The sequence below is a fragment of the Planomonospora sp. ID82291 genome, from assembly GCF_015711645.1.
Taxonomy (GTDB): Bacteria; Actinomycetota; Actinomycetes; order Streptosporangiales; family Streptosporangiaceae; genus Planomonospora.
In genome coordinates this window covers 585698-605261 of the sequence record NZ_JABTEX010000002.1, presented here as the reverse complement: position 1 = coordinate 605261, position 19564 = coordinate 585698, and the positions used below count along the sequence as shown (strand labels likewise).

Genomic DNA, 19564 nt, shown 5'->3' with positions numbered 1-19564 from the left:
TAAACTGACGGCTGTGATCGAGGACATCTGGGTGGATCCGGCCGTCACCGAGCTCAGGCCGGACTTCGCGGTGCTGGCCGTGACGGTGTACGGCCTGCGCAACGGGCCGACGGACGACCGGTCCCGGGCCTGGCTGGCCGCGGCGGCCGACCGGGCGGTGACGCCGGACGACCCGAAGGTCGAGGCGTGGCGGGACGCCTACCGGGCGTTCGGCGCCAAGCCGCAGCGGACCCGGCCGTCGGTGGACGCGCTGGTCCGGCGGATGCCGCTGCCGGAGATCAACCTGGTGGTGGACGCCTACAACGCGGTCAGCGTCGGCCACGGCCTGCCGATCGGCGGCGAGGACCTGGCCCGCTACGCGGGGACCGCCAGGCTGGTCCGGGCCGAGGGGGACGAGCCGTTCGAGGTCGTGGAGAAGGGCGAGCCCGCGGTCGACCACCCGGAGGTCGGCGAGGTGGTCTGGCGGGACGACCTCGGCGTCACCTGCCGGCGGTGGAACTGGCGGCAGTGCGTGCGGACCCGGATCACCGAGGAGACCTCCGACGCCCTGTTCCTGCTGGAGCGGCTGGCCCCCATGTCCCTGGAGGAGCTCCGGACCGCCGGGGACGAGCTGACCGCCCTGCTGGAGGAGATCACCCCGGGCCTGCGCGTCGAGACGCGCCTCGTCACCGCGTAGCCCGCCGGGGAAGCCGGCCGCCCGCCGGGGGAAGCCGGTCCGCCCGTGAACGGACGGCGGATGGACGGCGGGCGACGACCGGTCGGCGCCCCGGTGACGCGCCCGGGAACGGAGTGACCATGCTCACACCCTCCGGACAGCCCCCGAACGTGACCGTTTTTAACGGTTCTGAGAGGATCGCTCCGGGGGCTGCGGCCGGACTGGCGCGGGCCCATGCCCAGGAGAGTAGCCTTGGACAGGTTCTCTTATCATCAACGCCGATCTGCGGAAGAGGGCGATTTCCGCCGTGTCGTCTGAGTCGTCGCGGACAAACCCGCTGGCAGCCTTCGGTCAAAACGAATGGCTAGTCGACGAGCTGTACCAGAAGTACCTCCAGGATCCCGAGTCCGTGGACCGCGCCTGGTGGAACTTCTTCGCTGACTACACCCCTGATTCCGGGTCCGGCAGAGCCGCGGCCCCGGGTGCGGCGCCCGCCGCTCCCCCGACCCCCGCCACGGCCCCGGCCACTCCGGCCGCCGCGACGACCACCCCCACCGCGCCGAAGGCCCCGGCGGCCCCGGCGGACAAGCCCACGCAGGAGACGCAGTTGCCCGCCGGTGCCGAGGAAGTCCGACTCCGCGGTGCGGCCGCCAGGACCGCGCTGAACATGGAGGCCAGCCTCGTCGTCCCGACGGCCACCAGCGTACGCGCCGTCCCGGCCAAGCTGCTCATCGACAACCGCATCGTGATCAACAACCACCTGTCGCGCGGTCGCGGCGGCAAGGTGTCGTTCACGCACCTCATCGGGTTCGCCGTCGTCAAGGCCCTCGCGGCCCTGCCGGAGATGAACCACTCCTACACCGAGGTCGACGGCAAGCCGGTGCTGGTCAAGCCCGAGCACGTCAACCTGGGCCTGGCCATCGACATCCAGAAGGGTGACACCCGCCAGCTCCTGGTGCCGTCGATCAAGGCCTGCGAGCGGATGGACTTCCGCCAGTTCTGGACGGCGTACGAGGAGGTCGTGCGCAAGGCCAGGGCCGGCAAGCTCGGCGTCGACGACTTCGCGGGCACCACGATCTCGCTGACCAACCCGGGCACCATCGGCACCGTGCACTCGGTGCCGCGCCTGATGCCCGGCCAGGGCGCGATCATCGGCGTCGGCGCGATGGAGTACCCCGCCGAGTACCAGGGCGCCTCCCCCGAGACGCTCTCCCGCCTGGCGGTGAGCAAGGTCATGACGCTCACCAGCACCTACGACCACCGGATCATCCAGGGCGCCCAGTCGGGCGACTTCCTGCGCCAGGTCCACCGCCTGCTCCTGGGCGAGGGGAACTCCTTCTACGACGAGATCTTCGAGTCCCTCCGGATCCCCTACGAGCCGGTCCGCTGGGTCCAGGACATCTCGACCACGCACGACGACGACGTGGCCAAGTCCGCGCGCGTGCTGGAGCTGATCCACGCCTACCGGGTCCGCGGCCACCTCATGGCCGACACCGACCCGCTGGAGTACAAGCAGCGCAAGCACCCCGACCTCGACATCAAGTCGCACGGGCTGACCCTGTGGGACCTGGAGCGCGAGTTCGCCACCGGCGGCTTCGGCGGCAAGCCGCTGATGAAGCTCCGCGACATCCTCGGCGTGCTGCGCGACTCCTACTGCCGCACCATCGGCGTGGAGTACATGCACATCCAGAACCCCGAGGAGCGGGCCTGGATCCAGGCGCGGGTGGAGCGTCCGTACGACAAGCCCGCCCGCGAGGAGCAGCTGCGCATCCTGGAGCGGCTCAACACCGCCGAGGCGTTCGAGACGTTCCTGCAGACCAAGTTCGTCGGCCAGAAGCGCTTCTCGCTGGAGGGCGGCGAGTCGCTCATCCCGCTGATCGACTCGGTGCTCTGCGCCGCCGCCCAGGACGACCTGGACGAGGCCGTCGTCGGCATGGCCCACCGCGGCCGGCTCAACGTGCTGGCCAACATCGTGGGCAAGTCCTACGGGCAGATCTTCGGCGAGTTCGAGGGCAACCTCGACCCGCGGACCTCGCACGGCTCCGGCGACGTGAAGTACCACCTGGGCGCCACCGGCGACTTCGTCTCGCCCGACGGCTCCAAGCTCAAGACCTCGGTCGTGGCCAACCCCTCCCACCTGGAGACGGTCGACCCGGTCCTGGAGGGCGTGGTCCGCGCCAAGCAGGACCTGCTGGAACGCGGCGAGGAGGGCTTCAGCGTCCTGCCGGTGCTCATCCACGGCGACGCGGCCTTCGCCGGCCAGGGCGTGGTGGCCGAGACGCTGAACCTGTCGCAGCTGCGCGGCTACCGCACCGGCGGCACCGTGCACATCGTGGTCAACAACCAGGTCGGGTTCACCACCAGCCCGGCGAGCTCGCGCTCCAGCGTGTACGCCACCGACGTGGCCCGGATGATCCAGGCCCCGATCTTCCACGTCAACGGGGACGACCCCGAGGCCGTGGTCCGGGTCGGCCGCCTGGCCTTCGAGTACCGCAAGGCGTTCCGCAAGGACGTCGTGATCGACCTCATCTGCTACCGGCGCCGCGGCCACAACGAGGCCGACAACCCCAGCTTCACCCAGCCGCTGATGTACGACCTGATCGACGCCAAGCGCTCCACCCGCAAGCTCTACACCGAGGCGCTGATCGGCCGGGGCGACATCACGGTCGAGGAGGCCGAGAGCGCGCTCCGCGACTACCAGGCCAAGCTGGAGAACGCCTTCGCCGAGACCCGGGAGGCGACCAGGGAGCAGACGGGCGAGTTCGCCCGGCCGGCGGACCTGGAGGCCATCCCCTGGTCGCACGAGGACACGCCGACGGGCGTCTCCGAGGAGACCATCAAGCGGATCGTCGACACCCAGCTCAACCTGCCGGAGGGCTTCACCGTCCACCCGCGCCTGCTCCCGGTCATCCAGCGCCGCGGCCAGATGGTCGCCGAGGACCGCATCGACTGGGGCATGGGCGAGACCCTGGCCTTCGGCTCGCTGCTCATCGACGGCCACCCGGTCCGCCTGGTGGGCCAGGACTCCCGGCGCGGCACCTTCGTGCAGCGGCACGCGGTGCTCGTGGACCGCGTCACGGGCGAGGAGCACACCCCGCTCAAGACGTTCAACCAGGGCACCACGAAGTTCTACGTCTACGACTCGCTGCTCAGCGAGTACGCCGCGCTCGGCTTCGAGTACGGCTACAGCGTGGAGCGCCCCGAGGCCCTGGTCTGCTGGGAGGCGCAGTTCGGCGACTTCGTCAACGGCGCGCAGTCCGTCATCGACGAGTACATCACCGCGGGCGAGCAGAAGTGGGGCCAGCGCTCCGGCGTGACCCTGCTGCTGCCGCACGGCTACGAGGGCCAGGGCCCGGACCACTCCTCGGCCCGCATCGAGCGCTTCCTGCAGATGTGCGCCCAGGACAACATGACCGTGGCCCAGCCGACGCTGCCGGCGAACTACTTCCACCTGCTGCGCTGGCAGACGAAGTCGAACCGGCACCGGCCGCTGGTGGTCTTCACGCCCAAGTCGCTGCTGCGGCACAAGGCGGCGGTCTCGCCGGTCGCCGACTTCACGACGGGCGCGTTCCGGCCGGTCATCGGCGACGGCACGGTGGACCCGGCGGGCGTGCGCAAGGTCGTGCTCTGCTCCGGAAAGATCTACTACGACCTGGCCGCGGCCCGCGAGGCGCAGGGCCGTACCGACGTGGCGATCGTCCGCCTGGAGCGGCTCTACCCGTTCCCGGCGAACCCGCTGGCGACGGAGCTGGACCGCTACGGGGACGTCGAGCTGGTCTGGGCGCAGGACGAGCCGGCCAACATGGGCCCGTGGCCGTTCCTGACGCTCAAGCTGGCCGAGAACCCCCGCGTGTTCGGCGGCCGGCCGATCAAGCGGGTCTCCCGCAAGGCCAACTCGTCCCCGGCGACCGGGTCGCACTCCACGCACGAGGTGGAGCTGCGCCAGATGCTGGCGGAGGTCTACGCCTGATCCGGGCACCGGGCCGCGACGGCGGTCCGGCGCGCCGGGTTTCCGGAAAGTCCGACCGGGAGGTCCCCCACAGCACGGCTGTGGGGGACCTCCCGCTATCAGGAGGGGAACATGTACTTCACCGACCGGGGCATCGAGGAGCTCGTCACCCGCCGCGGCGAGGAGGAGGTCGGCATCGGCTGGCTGGCCGAGCGGCTGCGCGAGTTCGTGGATCTCAACCCCGAGTTCGAGATCCCGGTGGACCGGCTGGCCACCTGGCTGGCCCGCCTGGACGACGAGGACGAGTGACGGACGGAGACGAACGACGGCGCGGACGGGCGACGGACGGACGGGCAACGGACGGACGGACGACGGACGGACGGACGACGGACGGACGGACGGGCGGACGGAGAGGAGCGGCCGGCGGGGACGGGCGACGGACGGGAACGGGTGACCCGGGAACGGCCGGAGCGGGCCGGCCTCCCGGCGGATAAAACACGATATATCTTGACCTTCCGTGTGACGCGACATATCGTGTTTTATCCAAGGAGGTCGCAGACATGCGTGAATGGACGGTCGGGAAACCCGAGCAGATCACGTTCGACCCGGTGAGCAGGTTGAACGTGCGGATCGTGGCGGGCAGGCTGGCGGTGCTGGCCAGCGACGGCCCGCCCGCGCTGGAGGTCACCTCCGTCGGTGACCTCCCGCTGGTCGTGACGCACGACGACGACGGCGTGCTCACCGTCACCTACCAGGACCTCACCTGGGACGGGCTGCTCAGCTGGCTCCGCCCCGGCAGCCGCGAGAGCGTGCTGACGCTCACCGTGCCGAAGGACTGCCCGGTCAGTGCCGGGGTGGTCTCCGCCTCGGCCGTCGTGGCGGGCTTCGAGGCCCGCACCGCGGTCAAGAGCGTCTCCGGCGAGATCGTGCTCGACGGGGTGAGCGGCGAGGTCCACGCCGACACCGTCTCCGGTCCCGTGGAGAGCCGCAGCCTGGTCGGCGACCTGTCCTTCAAGAGCATCTCGGGTGACCTGACCGTCGCCCGGGGCACGCCCCGCCGGTTGAAGGCCGGCACCGTCTCCGGCCGGATCACCGCCGACCTGGAGCTCCCGCCGACCGGCCACGTCACGCTGAACAGCGTCTCCGGCGAGATCGTGGTACGGCTCCCGCACTCCGTGGAGACCGACGTCGCGGTCCGCTCCACCAACGGCCGGATCGGCACCGCCTTCTCCGGGCTCGACCGGGTCGACCAGCCCGGCAGGAAGGCGCTCACCGGCCGGATCGGCGGGGGCATGGCCTCCCTGTCGGCCACCACCGTCTCCGGCGACGTCACTCTTCTGAAGGGAGAGCCCTCGTGAACGGTTCGTTCGACACCGGCCGCGCCTCCGGACCGGTCCCGGGCGGGAGGGCGTCGTGAGCCCCGTCTTCGGCCACGGGCGACTCCGGCTCTACCTGCTCAAGCTGCTCCAGGAGAGCCCGCGCCACGGCTACGAGGTGATCCGGCTGCTCCAGGACCGCTTCCTGGGCGTCTACTCCCCCTCGCCCGGCACGATCTACCCGCGGCTGGCCCGGTTGGAGGAGGAGGGACTGGTCACCCACGAGGTCGTGGCCGGCAAGAAGGTCTTCACCCTCACCGAGGCGGGCCGCGCCGAGCTGGAGTCCCGGATGGACGAGCTGGCGGAGCTGGAGCAGGAGATCACCGACTCCGTTCGCGACATCGCCCGCGAGGTGAAGGAGGACGTGCGCGAGACGGTCAAGTCGCTGCGCGAGGAGCTCACGCAGATGGCCCGCGACGTGCGGCAGAGCACCCGGCAGGAGGAGCGCGCGGCCAAGGACGGGTTCCGGCGGGCCAAGCGGGAGCAGCGCGAGGCCTGGCGGGAGCAGAAGGCCGAGTGGCAGCGGCACAGGCACGAGTGGAAGCACGAGACCGAGCGCTGGCAGCAGGAGTGGAAGCGCATCTGGGCCACCGGCTTCACCGGCTCCGGCTCCGCCGAGGGCGACGACCGGCTCGGGCAGATGCTCGCCGAGTTCGCCGAGGAGGTCCGCGGGGACGCGGCCGGCCGGCAGGTCACCGAGGAGACGCTGGCCGCCGCGCAGGACGCGCTCTACGACGCGGCCCGCCGGATCAGGGACGCCCTGCGGTGATCCTCCTGATCCGGGCGGCCCCGCCTCTCCTCCGGGCGGGACCGCCGCTGCCGCGCCGGGCGCGCCCCGCCTTCCCGGCACGCCCCGCGCCGCAGGGGTGCCCGCTGCCGCCGGGCTGCTCGGTGCGCTCAGGGAGTGAAGACGACCTTCCCGAAGACCTCGCCCCCGTGCATGGCCGCGAAGCCCTCCCGGGCCCGGGCCAGCGGGAGCACCCGGTCGATCAGGGGACGGGTGCCGGTCTGCTCCAGGAAGCGGGCCAGCCGGGCGAGCTGGTCCCGGCTGCCCATGGTCGAGCCGACCACTGACAGCTGCAGGAAGAAGACCCGGTTCAGGTCCGCCGGGGGCACCGCGCCGCTGGTCGCGCCGGAGACCACGATCCGGCCGCCGGGGCGCAGCGACTTGAGCGAGTGGTCCCAGGTGGCCTGGCCCACGGTCTCCATGACCGCGTCCACCCGCTCGGGCAGTCGCGCTCCGGGCTCGAAGACCCGGTCGGCGCCGAGCTCCAGGGCGCGGGCCCGCTTGGCCTCCGACCGGCTGGTGGCCCAGACCCGGTAGCCGCCGGCCCGGCCCAGCGCGATCAGCGCGGTGGCCACGCCGCCGCCCGCCCCCTGGACCAGCACGGTCGAGCCGGGCTCCAACCCCGCCTTGTCGAACAGCATCCGGTAGGCGGTCAGCCACGCGGTGGGCAGACAGGCCGCCTCCTCGAAGCCGAGCGCGGCGGGCTTGGGCACCAGGTTCCGGCGGGGCACGGCGACCCGCTCGGCGAAGGTCCCGTCGTGCACCTCCGACAGCAGCGACCGCTTCGGGTCCAGCGTCTCGTCGGCCCCCGCGCCCGTCTCCGTGCCGATCACCGCGTGCACGATGACCTCGTTGCCGTCCTCGTCGATCCCGGCGGCGTCGCAGCCGAGCACGATGGGCAGCCTTTCCTGGCGGATGCCCACGCCCTTGAGGGTCCACAGGTCGTGGTGGTTGAGGGCGGCGGCCTTCACGGTGACGGTGGTCCAGCCGTCGGGGACCTCCGGTTCGGGGTGCTCACCGAGCGTCAGCCCGGCGAGGGGGTCGTCGAAATCGGTCTGGGTTGCGGTTACGGCGAACATGGCCGCACCCTACGCCCCCGCTCCCCGCACCGGGCGGCGGCTCACCAGGTGGCGACGTTCACCGGCCCGTCGGGGGTCAGCCGGACCCGCCGGCCGACGAGTTCGGCGGCCTCGGCCTCGGCGATCAGGCCGGGGTCGCGGACGAGGGCGTGCGCGCGGGCGCCGTCCGGCAGGTCCACGACCAGGATCCCGCGCTCGGCCGCGCCGTCCCTGCCGTGCGCGACGGTGTAGCCGGCGACGGTCCCCGTCCCCCCGTCGGCGTCGGCGGCGTCGGCGATCGGCACGGCTCCGGTGACGTGCACCGGCTCGCCCGCCCCGCGCAGCGCCGCGAGCCCGTCGCCCCGTCCCTCCCGGAAGTCCTCTCCCGGCTCGGTGGACCAGACGGCCCAGGTGTGCTTGGTCAGGTGCATCCCCACCCCGGTGACCAGGCCGTGCCCGGGCTCCGTCCCCGCCCGCAGCCGTTCGGCCATCGCCGCGGTGGAGTGCAGCACGTAGACGCTGACCGGGGCCCCGGCGTACGGCAGGCCGCCGGTGACCGTCAGCCCCCGCCCGTCCGTCGGGTCCAGGCCCGTCGCGGCGCAGGCCGTACGGAGGGCGACCGCGAAGCAGCTGTAGAGGTCCAGCGCGCCGATCCCGTCCAGGTCCGTGCCCGCCCGGGCCAGGGCGTGCCGGGCCACGGCCGCCATCGCGGGGGACTCGCCCAGGACCGGCCGGGCCGCGACCTCCCAGGGATCCTCGGCGTACGCCCAGCCCCGCAGGTGGACGCGGCGGTCGCGGGCGATCCCGAGCCGGTCGGCGAGCCCCGAGCTGACCATGATCACGGCCGCGGCCTGGTCGACGTCCATGAACGCGACGGTCCGCTTGGTGTACGGCCAGCCGACGACGCGGTTGTCCGGGCCCGGGGTGACGAGCTCCTCCGGCGTCCAGGCCCGGCGGTGCCAGGCGTGCGGGTTGGCCGCGGCGACGCGGGTCATCGGGGCCATCATCCGGCCCCGGGCCTCCCGCTCGTCCTCGACGGACTCCCCGGCGGCGGCCCGGCGCGCGGTCTCCATGATCGCGTAGGTGTGCACGGGCAGGAAGAGCTCGTGGGCCAGCTCGGCCGGGTGCGGCGGGCGCTCCCAGCCGTAGGGCGGCTTGGGGTGGGCGCGGTGGCTCCACGCGGGACGCTCCCCCGCCCGGCGCAGGGCCCGCCGGGTGGCCAGCGCCTCACCGCCGGCGACCAGGGCCGCGTCCATCTCCCCGGCGGCGATCGCGGCGGCGGCCGTGCCGAGGAGCGTCTGCGGGGCCGTACCGCTCACCGTGGAGTAGGCGCGGTGGCGGGGTGCGGCCGCCAGGCGCTCGGCGAGCCGGGCAGCGGGGTCGTCGTACTGCCAGGACTCGGTGTAGACGACCTGGATCGAGTCGAGCCGCTCCAGCAGGCCGGGGGCCCCCGCGTCGGCGGCGGCCCCGCGGGCGGCCAGCTCCCACAGGTCCAGCGGCTCCGGCCCCGGCTGCTCGCGGACGGTGTGCTGGGCGACGCCGACGAGGCAGGGGGTCCGTGGGTCCACGCTCATGCGCCCATCAAACCAGAACGTCGTTCGGTTTGGATAGTGCGGCGTGCGCGGAAGGGGCCCGAGAAATGCACGTCCATCACTGGTGCCGGTGATGCGGGAGACGCCTTGAAAAAGGCCTCACACCGGCCTCTGCCTGCAGAGATGCCGTTTCGTTAAATGATAACCAATGGGCATTTCAATAACGGAAACGCATCGAAGGGAACCGTCCCAGACTTTTTCCCGTCAATTCATGGCCGGACTTCTGATCCACTCAGTAGCGTTCCCAACGTTTTCCCGGCGACGGGACGTCCCGCCCGCCGCCGAAGACGAAAGGAGCTCCATTGAATCCCCGAGCACGGCGCCTCACCGTCCCCCTCACCGGCCTCCTCATGGTCGCCGGAGCGATGGGCGCCACCTCCGCCGGCGCGAGCGCCGCGAGCGCCACCGGCGTCACCGGTACGGGGGCACCCTCCGACGTGGTGACGTCCACCGCGTCGGAGACCCCTGCCGAGGCGACCTCCTTCTGGTCGCCGGAGCGCATGCGAAAGGCCACCGACGCCACCGGCGACGTCGACCTCAGCGTCCGGGGCGGCAAGGCCTCCTCGGCGGCCGGGCCCACCGGCAAGGCCGGAGCCGTCCCGCCGAGCGGCCCCGGAGGCGGCGCGGCCACCAAGAGCAAGCAGGTCAACCTGCCCAACACGGTCGGCCGGGTCTTCTTCACGCTGCCCAAGGCCGACCCGCTGGACCCGAAGAGCTGGAAGTACTGCTCCGGCACCTCGATCCAGAGCAGGTACCGCAACCTGGTCGCCACCTCGGCGCACTGCGTCTACGACGTGAAGACCAACCAGTTCTACGACAACTGGGTCTTCATCCCGTCCTACTGGGACGGCACCCAGGCCTGGGACGGCAAGAACCCGTACGGCGTCTACGCGGCCAAGTGGTTCAACGCGCACGACGACTTCGTCGTGAAGGAGGACTACGACTACGACTACGCCTTCGTCAACGTCCACTCCGGCGTCAAGGTGAGCTGGGAGAAGGACAAGGACGGCAAGTGGAAGCCGGTCGTCAAGAACGTCGGCCGGCTCGGTGACAACGTCGGCGGCCAGGGCTTCGCCTGGAACCAGAAGGTGAAGAACAAGGTCTTCTCCTTCGGCTACCCGGCCGGACCCCACCCCGACGGCGACAAGCCGTTCACCGGGCGCACGATGAAGTGGTGCTACGGTGCGACCGCCGCCATGCCCGCCGCGCCGAAGTACACCATCCAGGAGCACGTCGGCTTCCGGTGCGCCTTCACCGCGGGCGCCAGCGGCGGCCCGTTCCTGCTGAAGTACCGGAGCTCCACCCGCACCGGCTACCTCAACGGCGTCAACAGCGTCGCCTGGGACACCGACAAGAACGACCGCTACGACCACGTCTCCTCGCCGTACTTCAACGGCGACACCCACCAGGTCTACAGGGTCGCGGCCAACCGCTGGACGAAGTAGTCCGGCTCAGGGGACGGCGTTCGGACGACCCGGCCGCCGTCCCCTCTGAGTCGTAGCCCCACGAGACACAGGGAGCTACAATAGAACGATGAAGACGATCACACAGCGTGAGTTCCGCAACAACTCCGCGGCCGTCATGGACGCGGTGGAGGCAGGCGAGGTCTACCACATCACCCGTAACGGCATCGGGGTCGCGGAGCTCCGTCCCCTGCCCCGCCGGCGGCGGCTGACCGCAGAAGAGCTCGTCGCCCGGCACCGCAAGCTCCCGCGCGTGGACTACGCGCGCATGCGCCAGGAGGCCGACGAGTTCTTCGGCACCGAGGACCGCGTCGGCGACGGCGACCCGTGGGAGTCCGACCGTGCCTGACCGCGACGAGTCCGGAGTGATCGACACCTGCACATACATCGATCTGGACCTCATCGACCCGGAACGGTTGCCGACCGTTCCCGAGATCACCTCGATCACTCTTGCCGAGCTTCACCAGGGCGTCGCCATGGCCAAGGACGCCGGGGCCCGGGCCGCCCGCATGGAGAAGCTGGGGGCGGCCGTCACCGACTTCGAACCGCTGCCTTTCGACCGTGACGCCGCCGCCCGTTACGGGACTCTGGTCGCCCTCACGATCTCCTCCGGTCGCGACCCTCGCCCCCGCAGGATGGACTTGCTGATCGCGGCAGTGGCGTCAGCCCACGGCCTACCGCTCTACACGCGTAACGGCGCCGACTTCAAAGGGCTCGACAGCATGGTGACCATCGTGCCCGTGTGACGGCCTCGTGACGCACAGGACGTTCCCCTGACCGTCGGCCTCGGCGGCCCGGCCGACCACCTCCCGCCGAACCGGTGACGGTGGCCTCGTTCCGGGCGGGCCGCCCCGGCGAAGTGCGGGCGCTTGACGGAAACCCTCCGGGCACCGACTGATGGGTTGCCCGGAAACCCGCGGAGCCCCAGTCATGGAAGATTCCTCCGGCACCCTGCGGACACCGCCTCCGGGCGGCGGGCGGTCCGACGTCTCCGCAGCTCAGGATGGCCGTACGGAGGGCATCGCCGACGAATGCCGATCAGGAGAAGATCCGACGCTGGTCAGGATCTTTCGGTTCCGCTGATTCCGCAACGAAAACATAACGGTCCATCTTGATGCCGGATTACTGCCCCTTTACACCATCTTTGCTGAGTACCGTCTCCTCTTGTCTCTTTACGTACGCGTGAGCCACCCGAGCGCTCATGACAAAGAAGGAGCTACCGTGAACCCCCGAGTCAAGCACCTCGCCCTCCCCCTGGGAGGTGCTCTCGTGGCCGCCTCCGTGGCCGGCGGCGCCCTCGCCGGCACCGCCCACGCCGAGCCCGACCTGACGTCGGCGACGCTCGCCCCCTCTGCCAACGCGCAGGCCATCGCGGGCTACTGGACCTCCTCGAAGCTGAAGGAGGCGAAGACCTACCTCGCCGAGTCCACCGCCACCGGCAAGCTGCAGGTGGGCGGCACGAAGGCCTCCGCCGACGGCAGGCCCGGCATCGTCGCGCCGACCGGCGAGGGCGGCAAGTCCGCCGGCCGGTCCAGGAACGTCAACCTGCCGATCACCGTCGGCAAGGTCTTCTTCCTCGACGACAAGGGCCAGGAGCGCTGGTGCTCCGGCACCTCGGTCCAGTCGAAGTACCGCAACCTGGTCGCCACCGCCGGCCACTGCGTCTACGACACCGACACGAACAAGCCCTTCAGCAACTTCGTGTTCATCCCCGGCTACTACCAGGGCAAGGCCCCCTGGGGCATCTACGTCGGCGCCAAGGTCAACATGCACCACGACTTCGACGTCTACGAGGACTACGACTACGACTACGCGTTCGTCAACGTCTACAACGGCATCAGGCAGACGGGCGTGAAGGAGGTCGGCAAGTCCGCGTACACGGCCGCCAAGGGCTTCAAGTACACCGAGGACCGGGCGATCTCCAAGGAGGAGTTCGAGAAGGGCTACGAGAGGTACGGCGAGCTCGGCCCGTACTGGAAGAAGGCGGTCGACCCGACCGTCGAGCACGTCGCCAAGCCGGCCGATGCCGCGAAGCACATCGAGGAGTACGTCGCCGGCGGCCGCAACGGCATCAAGCTGACGGCCGTCGAGGTCGTCGAGAGCGTCTACGACAAGGCTCCCAAGGGCCTGGAGAACGGCAACAGGTTCGAGCGCAAGACCGTCAGGACGCCGATCAGCAAGGAAGAGTACGACAGGCTCGTCAAGCAGAAGGCGGACGGCGGCTTCCTCGGCAGGCTCGAGGCCACCAAGGACGTCAACGGCAACGAGATCGCCTGGTTCAAGTCCCAGTACTTCGTGAAGAAGTGGGTCAAGATCACGGTGAAGGAGCTGTACTTCCACACCCGGTACTTCGTGATCACGCTGGCCGACGCCGGCCGCCTGGGCGACAACGTCGGCGGCCAGGGCTTCAGCTGGAACCAGAAGCTGGGCAAGAAGGTCTTCACCTTCGGCTACCCGGCCTACGCCCACCTGGACGGCCACAAGCCGTACAGCGGCCACACCATGAAGTGGTGCTACGGCGCCACCGGCAACGCTCCGGACGTGCCGAAGTACAACGCCCAGGAGCACCAGGCCATCAAGTGCGCCTTCACTCCGGGGTCCAGCGGCAGCCCCTTCCTGCTGCGCTACAAGAACAGCAAGCGGACCGGATACGTCAACGGCGTCGTGAGCCTCACGATCGACAGCGACGGCAACAACCGCTACGACCGGGTCACCACCCCGTACTTCAACGGGGAGACCTACGGCATCTACAAGCACGCCGCCAACCTGTGGACCGGCAAGCTCCCGGCCTGAGCGCGGAGATCCGATGGGGGAGGGCCTGGTGACCACGCCGGGCCCTTTCCCGTCTTCACGGGGCTCTTATACCGCGGGGAGCACGCTGGGCGGGACGACGACGTCGGACCGGATCGGTCCACCAAGCTGCCCAAAAGCCAGTTGATCTGGAAAAATCCTCCTTTACGCACACATCGCGCTCCGCACCCCTGAAAGGACCGTTCTTCATGTCCTCCCGCGTCCGGCGGCTCACGGCCACATTCGGCGCCCTGGTCGCCGTCTGTGCGACCGCGATGTCCGCCTTCCCCGGGAGCGCCGCGGCCAGTCCGTGGGACGGGGTGCCGAACGGCGTCACGTCCGTCACGCTGACTCGGAACCACGCCGACATGAAGCGGATCGCGGGCTACTGGAGCCCGGAACGGCTCAAGCAGGCGCAGGACAACACCCCGGCGATCCCCGGGGTCAAGCCCAGCGAGAGCGCCCCCACGCCGCCCCCGGCCTCCCCCACCCCCGGCGGCGCCGGCCAGGCCACCACCGCCGCGGCGGCGGGAGAGCAGACGGCCACCACCTCGACCGCCCCGACCGTCACGACCGGCGGAGAGCGGACGACCACCACCGTGACCACCACCGCGGGCTCCTCTCCGGTCATCGAACCCACCTCGCCGAAGAAGAAGGCGCAGGCCGCCGGCCCCGCTCCCATCACCGTCGGGAAGGTGTTCTTCCGGATCGGGGACAAGGACTACTGGTGCTCGGCCTCCGCCGTGGCCTCCGCGGGCAGGAACCTGGTCGCGACGGCCGCCCACTGCGCCTACGACGCCAAGACGGGCAGGTCCGCCGAGTACTGGATCTTCATCCCGGGCTACGACAGAGGCGCCACGCCGTACGGAATCTACGTCGGCCACTCCCTCAACCTGCACGAGAGCTTCGTCGGCAAGGGCGACTACGACTACGACTACGCCTTCGTCACCGTGCACGACGGCTTCCGGTGGAAGGCCGGCAAGACCGCGGGTTCCCACGAGATGGAGCCCACGGGCAGCCTGGAGGACAACGTCGGCGGACAGGGGCTGGTCTTCCGGCACGGTCCGGGCAGGTACACCTTCGCCTTCGGCTACCCCGCCGCCCCCCACCTCGACGGCAGCAAGCCCTTCAACGGCCAGGAGCTGAAGTCGTGCGACGGCCAGACGCGCAAGCAGGCGGCCCCCGCCCGCCTGGTGGAGTACGGCGTCGCACTGAAGTGCGGGTTCACCGCCGGCGCCAGCGGCGGTCCGTGGCTGATCGCATACGACATCAAGCGCGGCCTCGGCTACCTCAACGGGGTCAACAGCTTCGCCTGGGACACCGACGTCGACAAGCGGTACGACCTGATCTCCTCGCCGTACTTCACCCTGTCGACCTATGTCGTCTACCGGTACGCGGGCAGCCAGCGCGTGGACTGATCCCCCGTCGCGGGACCGGTCCGGACGGCATGAAGGGCCTCGGCGATCCGCCGGGGCCCTTTCGAGTTCCGTTAGACGTGGCGGGCGCCGAATCGGTGCCGTCCGTTCCCTGTGATCTGCGTCACAGAGGGTTCGCCACCCACGGTACACGTCCGACTACACAACATCCGTCGCATTCATCACAACCCTCGACCTAGCTGCGAAGACACGGCACTCCACCCCCAAGGCCAACAAGGGGTCCAGTGGTGGCCATAGGTAACGGAATGATATCGGCGGATGTGACCGGCTTCGCCGGTTCCCGATCGGCTTCCGTTTTTCAAGATCGGGGCTGTATGTTCCTGGCTATCCCTTTACTGACGCATGGGACGCAAGATGCGTTCCACGACAGACCAAGGAGTTTCCCTTGAAGCGCATCCTCCTCCCCGCCGGTGGCGCCGTTCTGGCCACCGGTCTGCTGGCCGCCGGTCTGGCCGGCACCGCTCAGGCCGACCCGCAGTGGGCCTTCGACACGATGGCCAAGGACGCCCCCACCGCGCTCGAGACCGCGGAGTTCTGGCTGGGCGCCAACTACAAGACCAACAACCTCGCCAAGGCCACGCCCTACACCTGGGAGACCAAGGCCACGCCGAAGCTGAGCGTCGGCGGCGGCTACACCCCCGACGGCAAGCCCGGCTCGGTGCTGCCGACCGGCGAGGGCAAGAAGGCCACCTCGGTCGTCAAGAACATCAACCTGCCCAAGACCATCGGCAAGGTGTTCTTCGTCGACTCCGACGGCGGCCTGAAGTGGTGCTCCGCCACCTCGATCGAGGCCAAGTACCGCAACCTGGTCGCGACCGCGGGCCACTGCGTCTACGACGACGCCAAGAACTCCAGCGTCATGGACAAGTGGATCTTCGTCCCGGGTTACTACCAGGGCAAGGCTCCGTGGGGCGTGTACGTCGGTAAGACCGCCTACACCCACTACGACTTCGCCGCCTTCGAGGACCGCGACCGCGACTACGCGTTCGTCACCGTCTACAACGGCGTGCAGGTCGGCGGCGGCTCCGCCAAGCAGGTCTCGAAGAGCGAGTTCGACAAGGCCACCGGCCCGGGCAAGTTCGTCGACACGAAGGCCATCGACGAGAAGACCTTCATCGCCGGCCGCGAGAAGTTCGGCGAGAACGGCCCGTACCAGTCGAAGGCCGCCGACCCCAAGGTCGAGCACATCGCCAAGCCGGCGAACGTGACCGGGGCCAACGTCCACGACTACACCGACGAGGACGGCAAGGACGGCGTCAAGCTGGTCGGCGTCGAGGTCGTCAAGTCCGTCTACACCGCTGCCGGTGACGGCCTGGAGAACGGCAACCAGTACGTCGGCAAGTCCGACAGCAAGCCGGTGCCGATCAGCCTCGAGGAGTACAACGAGCTGAAGGCCAAGAAGGCCGACGGCAACTTCCTCGGTGAGCTGACCGAGGTCAAGCAGGGTGACAAGGTCATCGGCTGGGCCAAGCAGCAGTTCTACGTCAAGAAGTGGGTCAAGTCCACGGTCCAGATGCAGTACTGGGTCGAGACCTACTGGCTGGCCGCGGACTTCATCAAGGACACCGGCCGCCTCGGCGACAACGTCGGTGGCCAGGGCTTCGCCTGGAACCAGAAGACCGGCCAGAAGGTCTACATCTTCGGTTACCCGGCCGACGCCCACCCCGACGGCCACAAGGCCTACACCGGCGTGACCGCCAAGTGGTGCTACGGCACCACCACCGGCAAGACCTACACCCACGCCGCGACCAAGGTCGAGGAGCACGTCGGCCTCAAGTGCGCGATGACCCCGGGCGCCGACGGCTCCCCGTGGCTCATCAAGTACAGCAACGCCAAGCGTCTGGGCTACGTCAACGGTGTCACCAGCCTCTTCGGTGACCAGGACAAGAACAACCGCTACGACCTGAGCACCTCGGCCTACTTCGATGGCGAGACCAACGCCATCTACACCAAGGCCGCGGCTGTCTGGTCCGGCTCGATCGTCAAGTAACACCCGACGATCACCCGAGTCCTCCAGGGGTCCACACCCTGACGACTCACCCTGCTCCACCCGAGGGGCCCGGCGGATTCCCGCCGGGCCCCTCGGCCGTTCCCCCGACAGGGGGAACGGCCTCCGTCCGCAGCGGATCAGCCGGCCGCGGACGCGCCTGCCGACCGCGGGAACGGTTTCCCTGCGACGGGCGGGGCCCGTCACAGGAGCGATCATCCGGCTCCCACGCACGTTTCCGCCCCGGCCACGGCGCCCGGACCCACTCGCTCCGCACGGACGCTCCAGGGTTCACGGCGGGAGCAACCGGAGGGCGGCGCAGGGATCTTTCCCGCCGCCGGATCCGGCCCGGCGGTCTCACCGGCAGCGCACGAACATCGAAAGAGGGGCCCGGCGATCGCCGGGCCCCTCCGATGTCGACAGCGTTAGACGTGGCGGACCCCGAATCGGTGCCATCCGTTCCCTGTGATCTGCATCACAGGGCTGTCGTAACGGAACGTATCGGAACACTCACGTCACATCATCACCACTTACAACATCCTTATGGTGATCTGCACAAACGCGACCCACCAGGTCATGCGAGATCAATGTTTCCAAACCTCAGATCAGATAACGGAACGGTCACGCTCGGATGGGTGCCGTTTTTCACCCGCGAAGCGGCTTCCGTTTTTCAAGATCGGGGCTGTATGTTCCTGGCTATCCCTTTACTGACGCATGGGACGCAAGATGCGTTCCACGACAGACCAAGGAGTTTCCCTTGAAGCGCATCCTCCTCCCCGCCGGTGGCGCCGTTCTGGCCACCGGTCTGCTGGCCGCCGGTCTGGCCGGCACCGCTCAGGCCGACCCGCAGTGGGCCTTCGACACGATGGCCAAGGACGCCCCCACCGCGCTCGAGACCGCGGAGTTCTGGCTGGGCGCCAACTACAAGACCAACAACCTCGCCAAGGCCACGCCCTACACCTGGGAGACCAAGGCCACGCCGAAGCTGAGCGTCGGCGGCGGCTACACCCCCGACGGCAAGCCCGGCTCGGTGCTGCCGACCGGCGAGGGCAAGAAGGCCACCTCGGTCGTCAAGAACATCAACCTGCCCAAGACCATCGGCAAGGTGTTCTTCGTCGACTCCGACGGCGGCCTGAAGTGGTGCTCCGCCACCTCGATCGAGGCCAAGTACCGCAACCTGGTCGCGACCGCGGGCCACTGCGTCTACGACGACGCCAAGAACTCCAGCGTCATGGACAAGTGGATCTTCGTCCCGGGTTACTACCAGGGCAAGGCTCCGTGGGGCGTGTACGTCGGTAAGACCGCCTACACCCACTACGACTTCGCCGCCTTCGAGGACCGCGACCGCGACTACGCGTTCGTCACCGTCTACAACGGCGTGCAGGTCGGCGGCGGCTCCGCCAAGCAGGTCTCGAAGAGCGAGTTCGACAAGGCCACCGGCCCGGGCAAGTTCGTCGACACGAAGGCCATCGACGAGAAGACCTTCATCGCCGGCCGCGAGAAGTTCGGCGAGAACGGCCCGTACCAGTCGAAGGCCGCCGACCCCAAGGTCGAGCACATCGCCAAGCCGGCGAACGTGACCGGGGCCAACGTCCACGACTACACCGACGAGGACGGCAAGGACGGCGTCAAGCTGGTCGGCGTCGAGGTCGTCAAGTCCGTCTACACCGCTGCCGGTGACGGCCTGGAGAACGGCAACCAGTACGTCGGCAAGTCCGACAGCAAGCCGGTGCCGATCAGCCTCGAGGAGTACAACGAGCTGAAGGCCAAGAAGGCCGACGGCAACTTCCTCGGTGAGCTGACCGAGGTCAAGCAGGGTGACAAGGTCATCGGCTGGGCCAAGCAGCAGTTCTACGTCAAGAAGTGGGTCAAGTCCACGGTCCAGATGCAGTACTGGGTCGAGACCTACTGGCTGGCCGCGGACTTCATCAAGGACACCGGCCGCCTCGGCGACAACGTCGGTGGCCAGGGCTTCGCCTGGAACCAGAAGACCGGCCAGAAGGTCTACATCTTCGGTTACCCGGCCGACGCCCACCCCGACGGCCACAAGGCCTACACCGGCGTGACCGCCAAGTGGTGCTACGGCACCACCACCGGCAAGACCTACACCCACGCCGCGACCAAGGTCGAGGAGCACGTCGGCCTCAAGTGCGCGATGACCCCGGGCGCCGACGGCTCCCCGTGGCTCATCAAGTACAGCAACGCCAAGCGTCTGGGCTACGTCAACGGTGTCACCAGCCTCTTCGGTGACCAGGACAAGAACAACCGCTACGACCTGAGCACCTCGGCCTACTTCGATGGCGAGACCAACGCCATCTACACCAAGGCCGCGGCTGTCTGGTCCGGCTCGATCGTCAAGTAACACCCGACGATCACCCGAGTCCTCCAGGGGTCCACACCCTGACGACTCACCCTGCTCCACCCGAGGGGCCCGGCGGATTCCCGCCGGGCCCCTCGGCCATTCCCCCGAC

General features: G+C 69.4%; 14 protein-coding genes. 12 read left to right on the top strand and 2 right to left on the bottom strand.

What is annotated here, in order from left to right; all coding sequences use genetic code 11:
• Window positions 1-13: 13 nt before the first annotated feature.
• From HS045_RS13725 to HS045_RS13705, 5 genes are all read left to right on the top strand, one after another.
• The gene (locus HS045_RS13725) at window positions 14-676 is read left to right on the top strand and encodes a B3/4 domain-containing protein (protein ID WP_196451719.1); all 663 of its coding nucleotides are present in this window, start codon (window positions 14-16) and stop codon (window positions 674-676) included.
• A 286-nt stretch (window positions 677-962) separates the two neighbouring features.
• Window positions 963-4625 (top strand): multifunctional oxoglutarate decarboxylase/oxoglutarate dehydrogenase thiamine pyrophosphate-binding subunit/dihydrolipoyllysine-residue succinyltransferase subunit, encoded by a 3663-nt coding sequence (locus HS045_RS13720; protein WP_196451718.1) that lies wholly within the window; start codon window positions 963-965, stop codon window positions 4623-4625.
• A 111-nt stretch (window positions 4626-4736) separates the two neighbouring features.
• Complete coding sequence (locus tag HS045_RS13715; RefSeq protein ID WP_189238156.1) at window positions 4737-4913, top strand: DUF6104 family protein; 177 nt, start codon at window positions 4737-4739, stop codon at window positions 4911-4913.
• 251 nt (window positions 4914-5164) lie between these two features.
• Window positions 5165-5962, top strand: a complete 798-nt coding sequence (locus tag HS045_RS13710; protein WP_196451717.1) for a DUF4097 family beta strand repeat-containing protein — start codon at window positions 5165-5167, stop codon at window positions 5960-5962.
• A gap of 55 nt (window positions 5963-6017) precedes the next feature.
• On the top strand, window positions 6018-6749 hold the full coding sequence (locus HS045_RS13705; protein WP_196451716.1) for a PadR family transcriptional regulator: 732 nt from the start codon (window positions 6018-6020) through the stop codon (window positions 6747-6749).
• Between the two features lie 128 nt (window positions 6750-6877).
• Here HS045_RS13705 and HS045_RS13700 read toward each other — a convergent pair whose 3' ends face one another.
• Both HS045_RS13700 and HS045_RS13695 read right to left on the bottom strand, forming a co-directional pair.
• Complete coding sequence (locus HS045_RS13700; protein WP_196451715.1) at window positions 6878-7846, bottom strand: zinc-binding dehydrogenase; 969 nt, start codon at window positions 7844-7846, stop codon at window positions 6878-6880.
• Between the two features lie 41 nt (window positions 7847-7887).
• Window positions 7888-9399 carry an acetyl-CoA synthetase gene (locus HS045_RS13695; RefSeq protein WP_196451714.1) on the bottom strand — a complete coding sequence of 504 codons (1512 nt, stop codon included), beginning with the start codon at window positions 9397-9399 and terminating at the stop codon, window positions 7888-7890.
• A 320-nt stretch (window positions 9400-9719) separates the two neighbouring features.
• Between HS045_RS13695 and HS045_RS13690 the strand changes: the two genes are divergently transcribed.
• The 7 genes from HS045_RS13690 to HS045_RS13660 all read left to right on the top strand — a co-directional run bounded on the left by HS045_RS13690 (window position 9720) and on the right by HS045_RS13660 (window position 19455).
• Window positions 9720-10862 carry a serine protease gene (locus tag HS045_RS13690; RefSeq protein WP_196451712.1) on the top strand — a complete coding sequence of 381 codons (1143 nt, stop codon included), beginning with the start codon at window positions 9720-9722 and terminating at the stop codon, window positions 10860-10862.
• Window positions 10863-10950: 88 nt separating this feature from the next.
• Window positions 10951-11229 (top strand): type II toxin-antitoxin system Phd/YefM family antitoxin, encoded by a 279-nt coding sequence (locus HS045_RS13685; protein WP_196451710.1) that lies wholly within the window; start codon window positions 10951-10953, stop codon window positions 11227-11229.
• Window positions 11222-11626, top strand: coding sequence for a type II toxin-antitoxin system VapC family toxin (locus tag HS045_RS13680; RefSeq protein ID WP_196451708.1), 405 nt, complete (start codon window positions 11222-11224; stop codon window positions 11624-11626). The genes HS045_RS13685 and HS045_RS13680 overlap by 8 nt, the downstream gene beginning before the upstream one ends.
• A gap of 475 nt (window positions 11627-12101) precedes the next feature.
• Window positions 12102-13673, top strand: a complete 1572-nt coding sequence (locus HS045_RS13675) for a hypothetical protein (protein WP_196451707.1) — start codon at window positions 12102-12104, stop codon at window positions 13671-13673.
• Window positions 13674-13879: 206 nt separating this feature from the next.
• Window positions 13880-15088 carry a serine protease gene (locus HS045_RS13670; RefSeq protein WP_196451706.1) on the top strand — a complete coding sequence of 403 codons (1209 nt, stop codon included), beginning with the start codon at window positions 13880-13882 and terminating at the stop codon, window positions 15086-15088.
• 403 nt (window positions 15089-15491) lie between these two features.
• On the top strand, window positions 15492-17096 hold the full coding sequence (locus tag HS045_RS13665) for a serine protease (protein WP_196451705.1): 1605 nt from the start codon (window positions 15492-15494) through the stop codon (window positions 17094-17096).
• A 754-nt stretch (window positions 17097-17850) separates the two neighbouring features.
• A complete protein-coding gene (locus HS045_RS13660; protein WP_196451705.1) occupies window positions 17851-19455 on the top strand; it encodes a serine protease in 1605 nt (534 codons plus the stop codon).
• Window positions 19456-19564 lie beyond the last annotated feature (109 nt).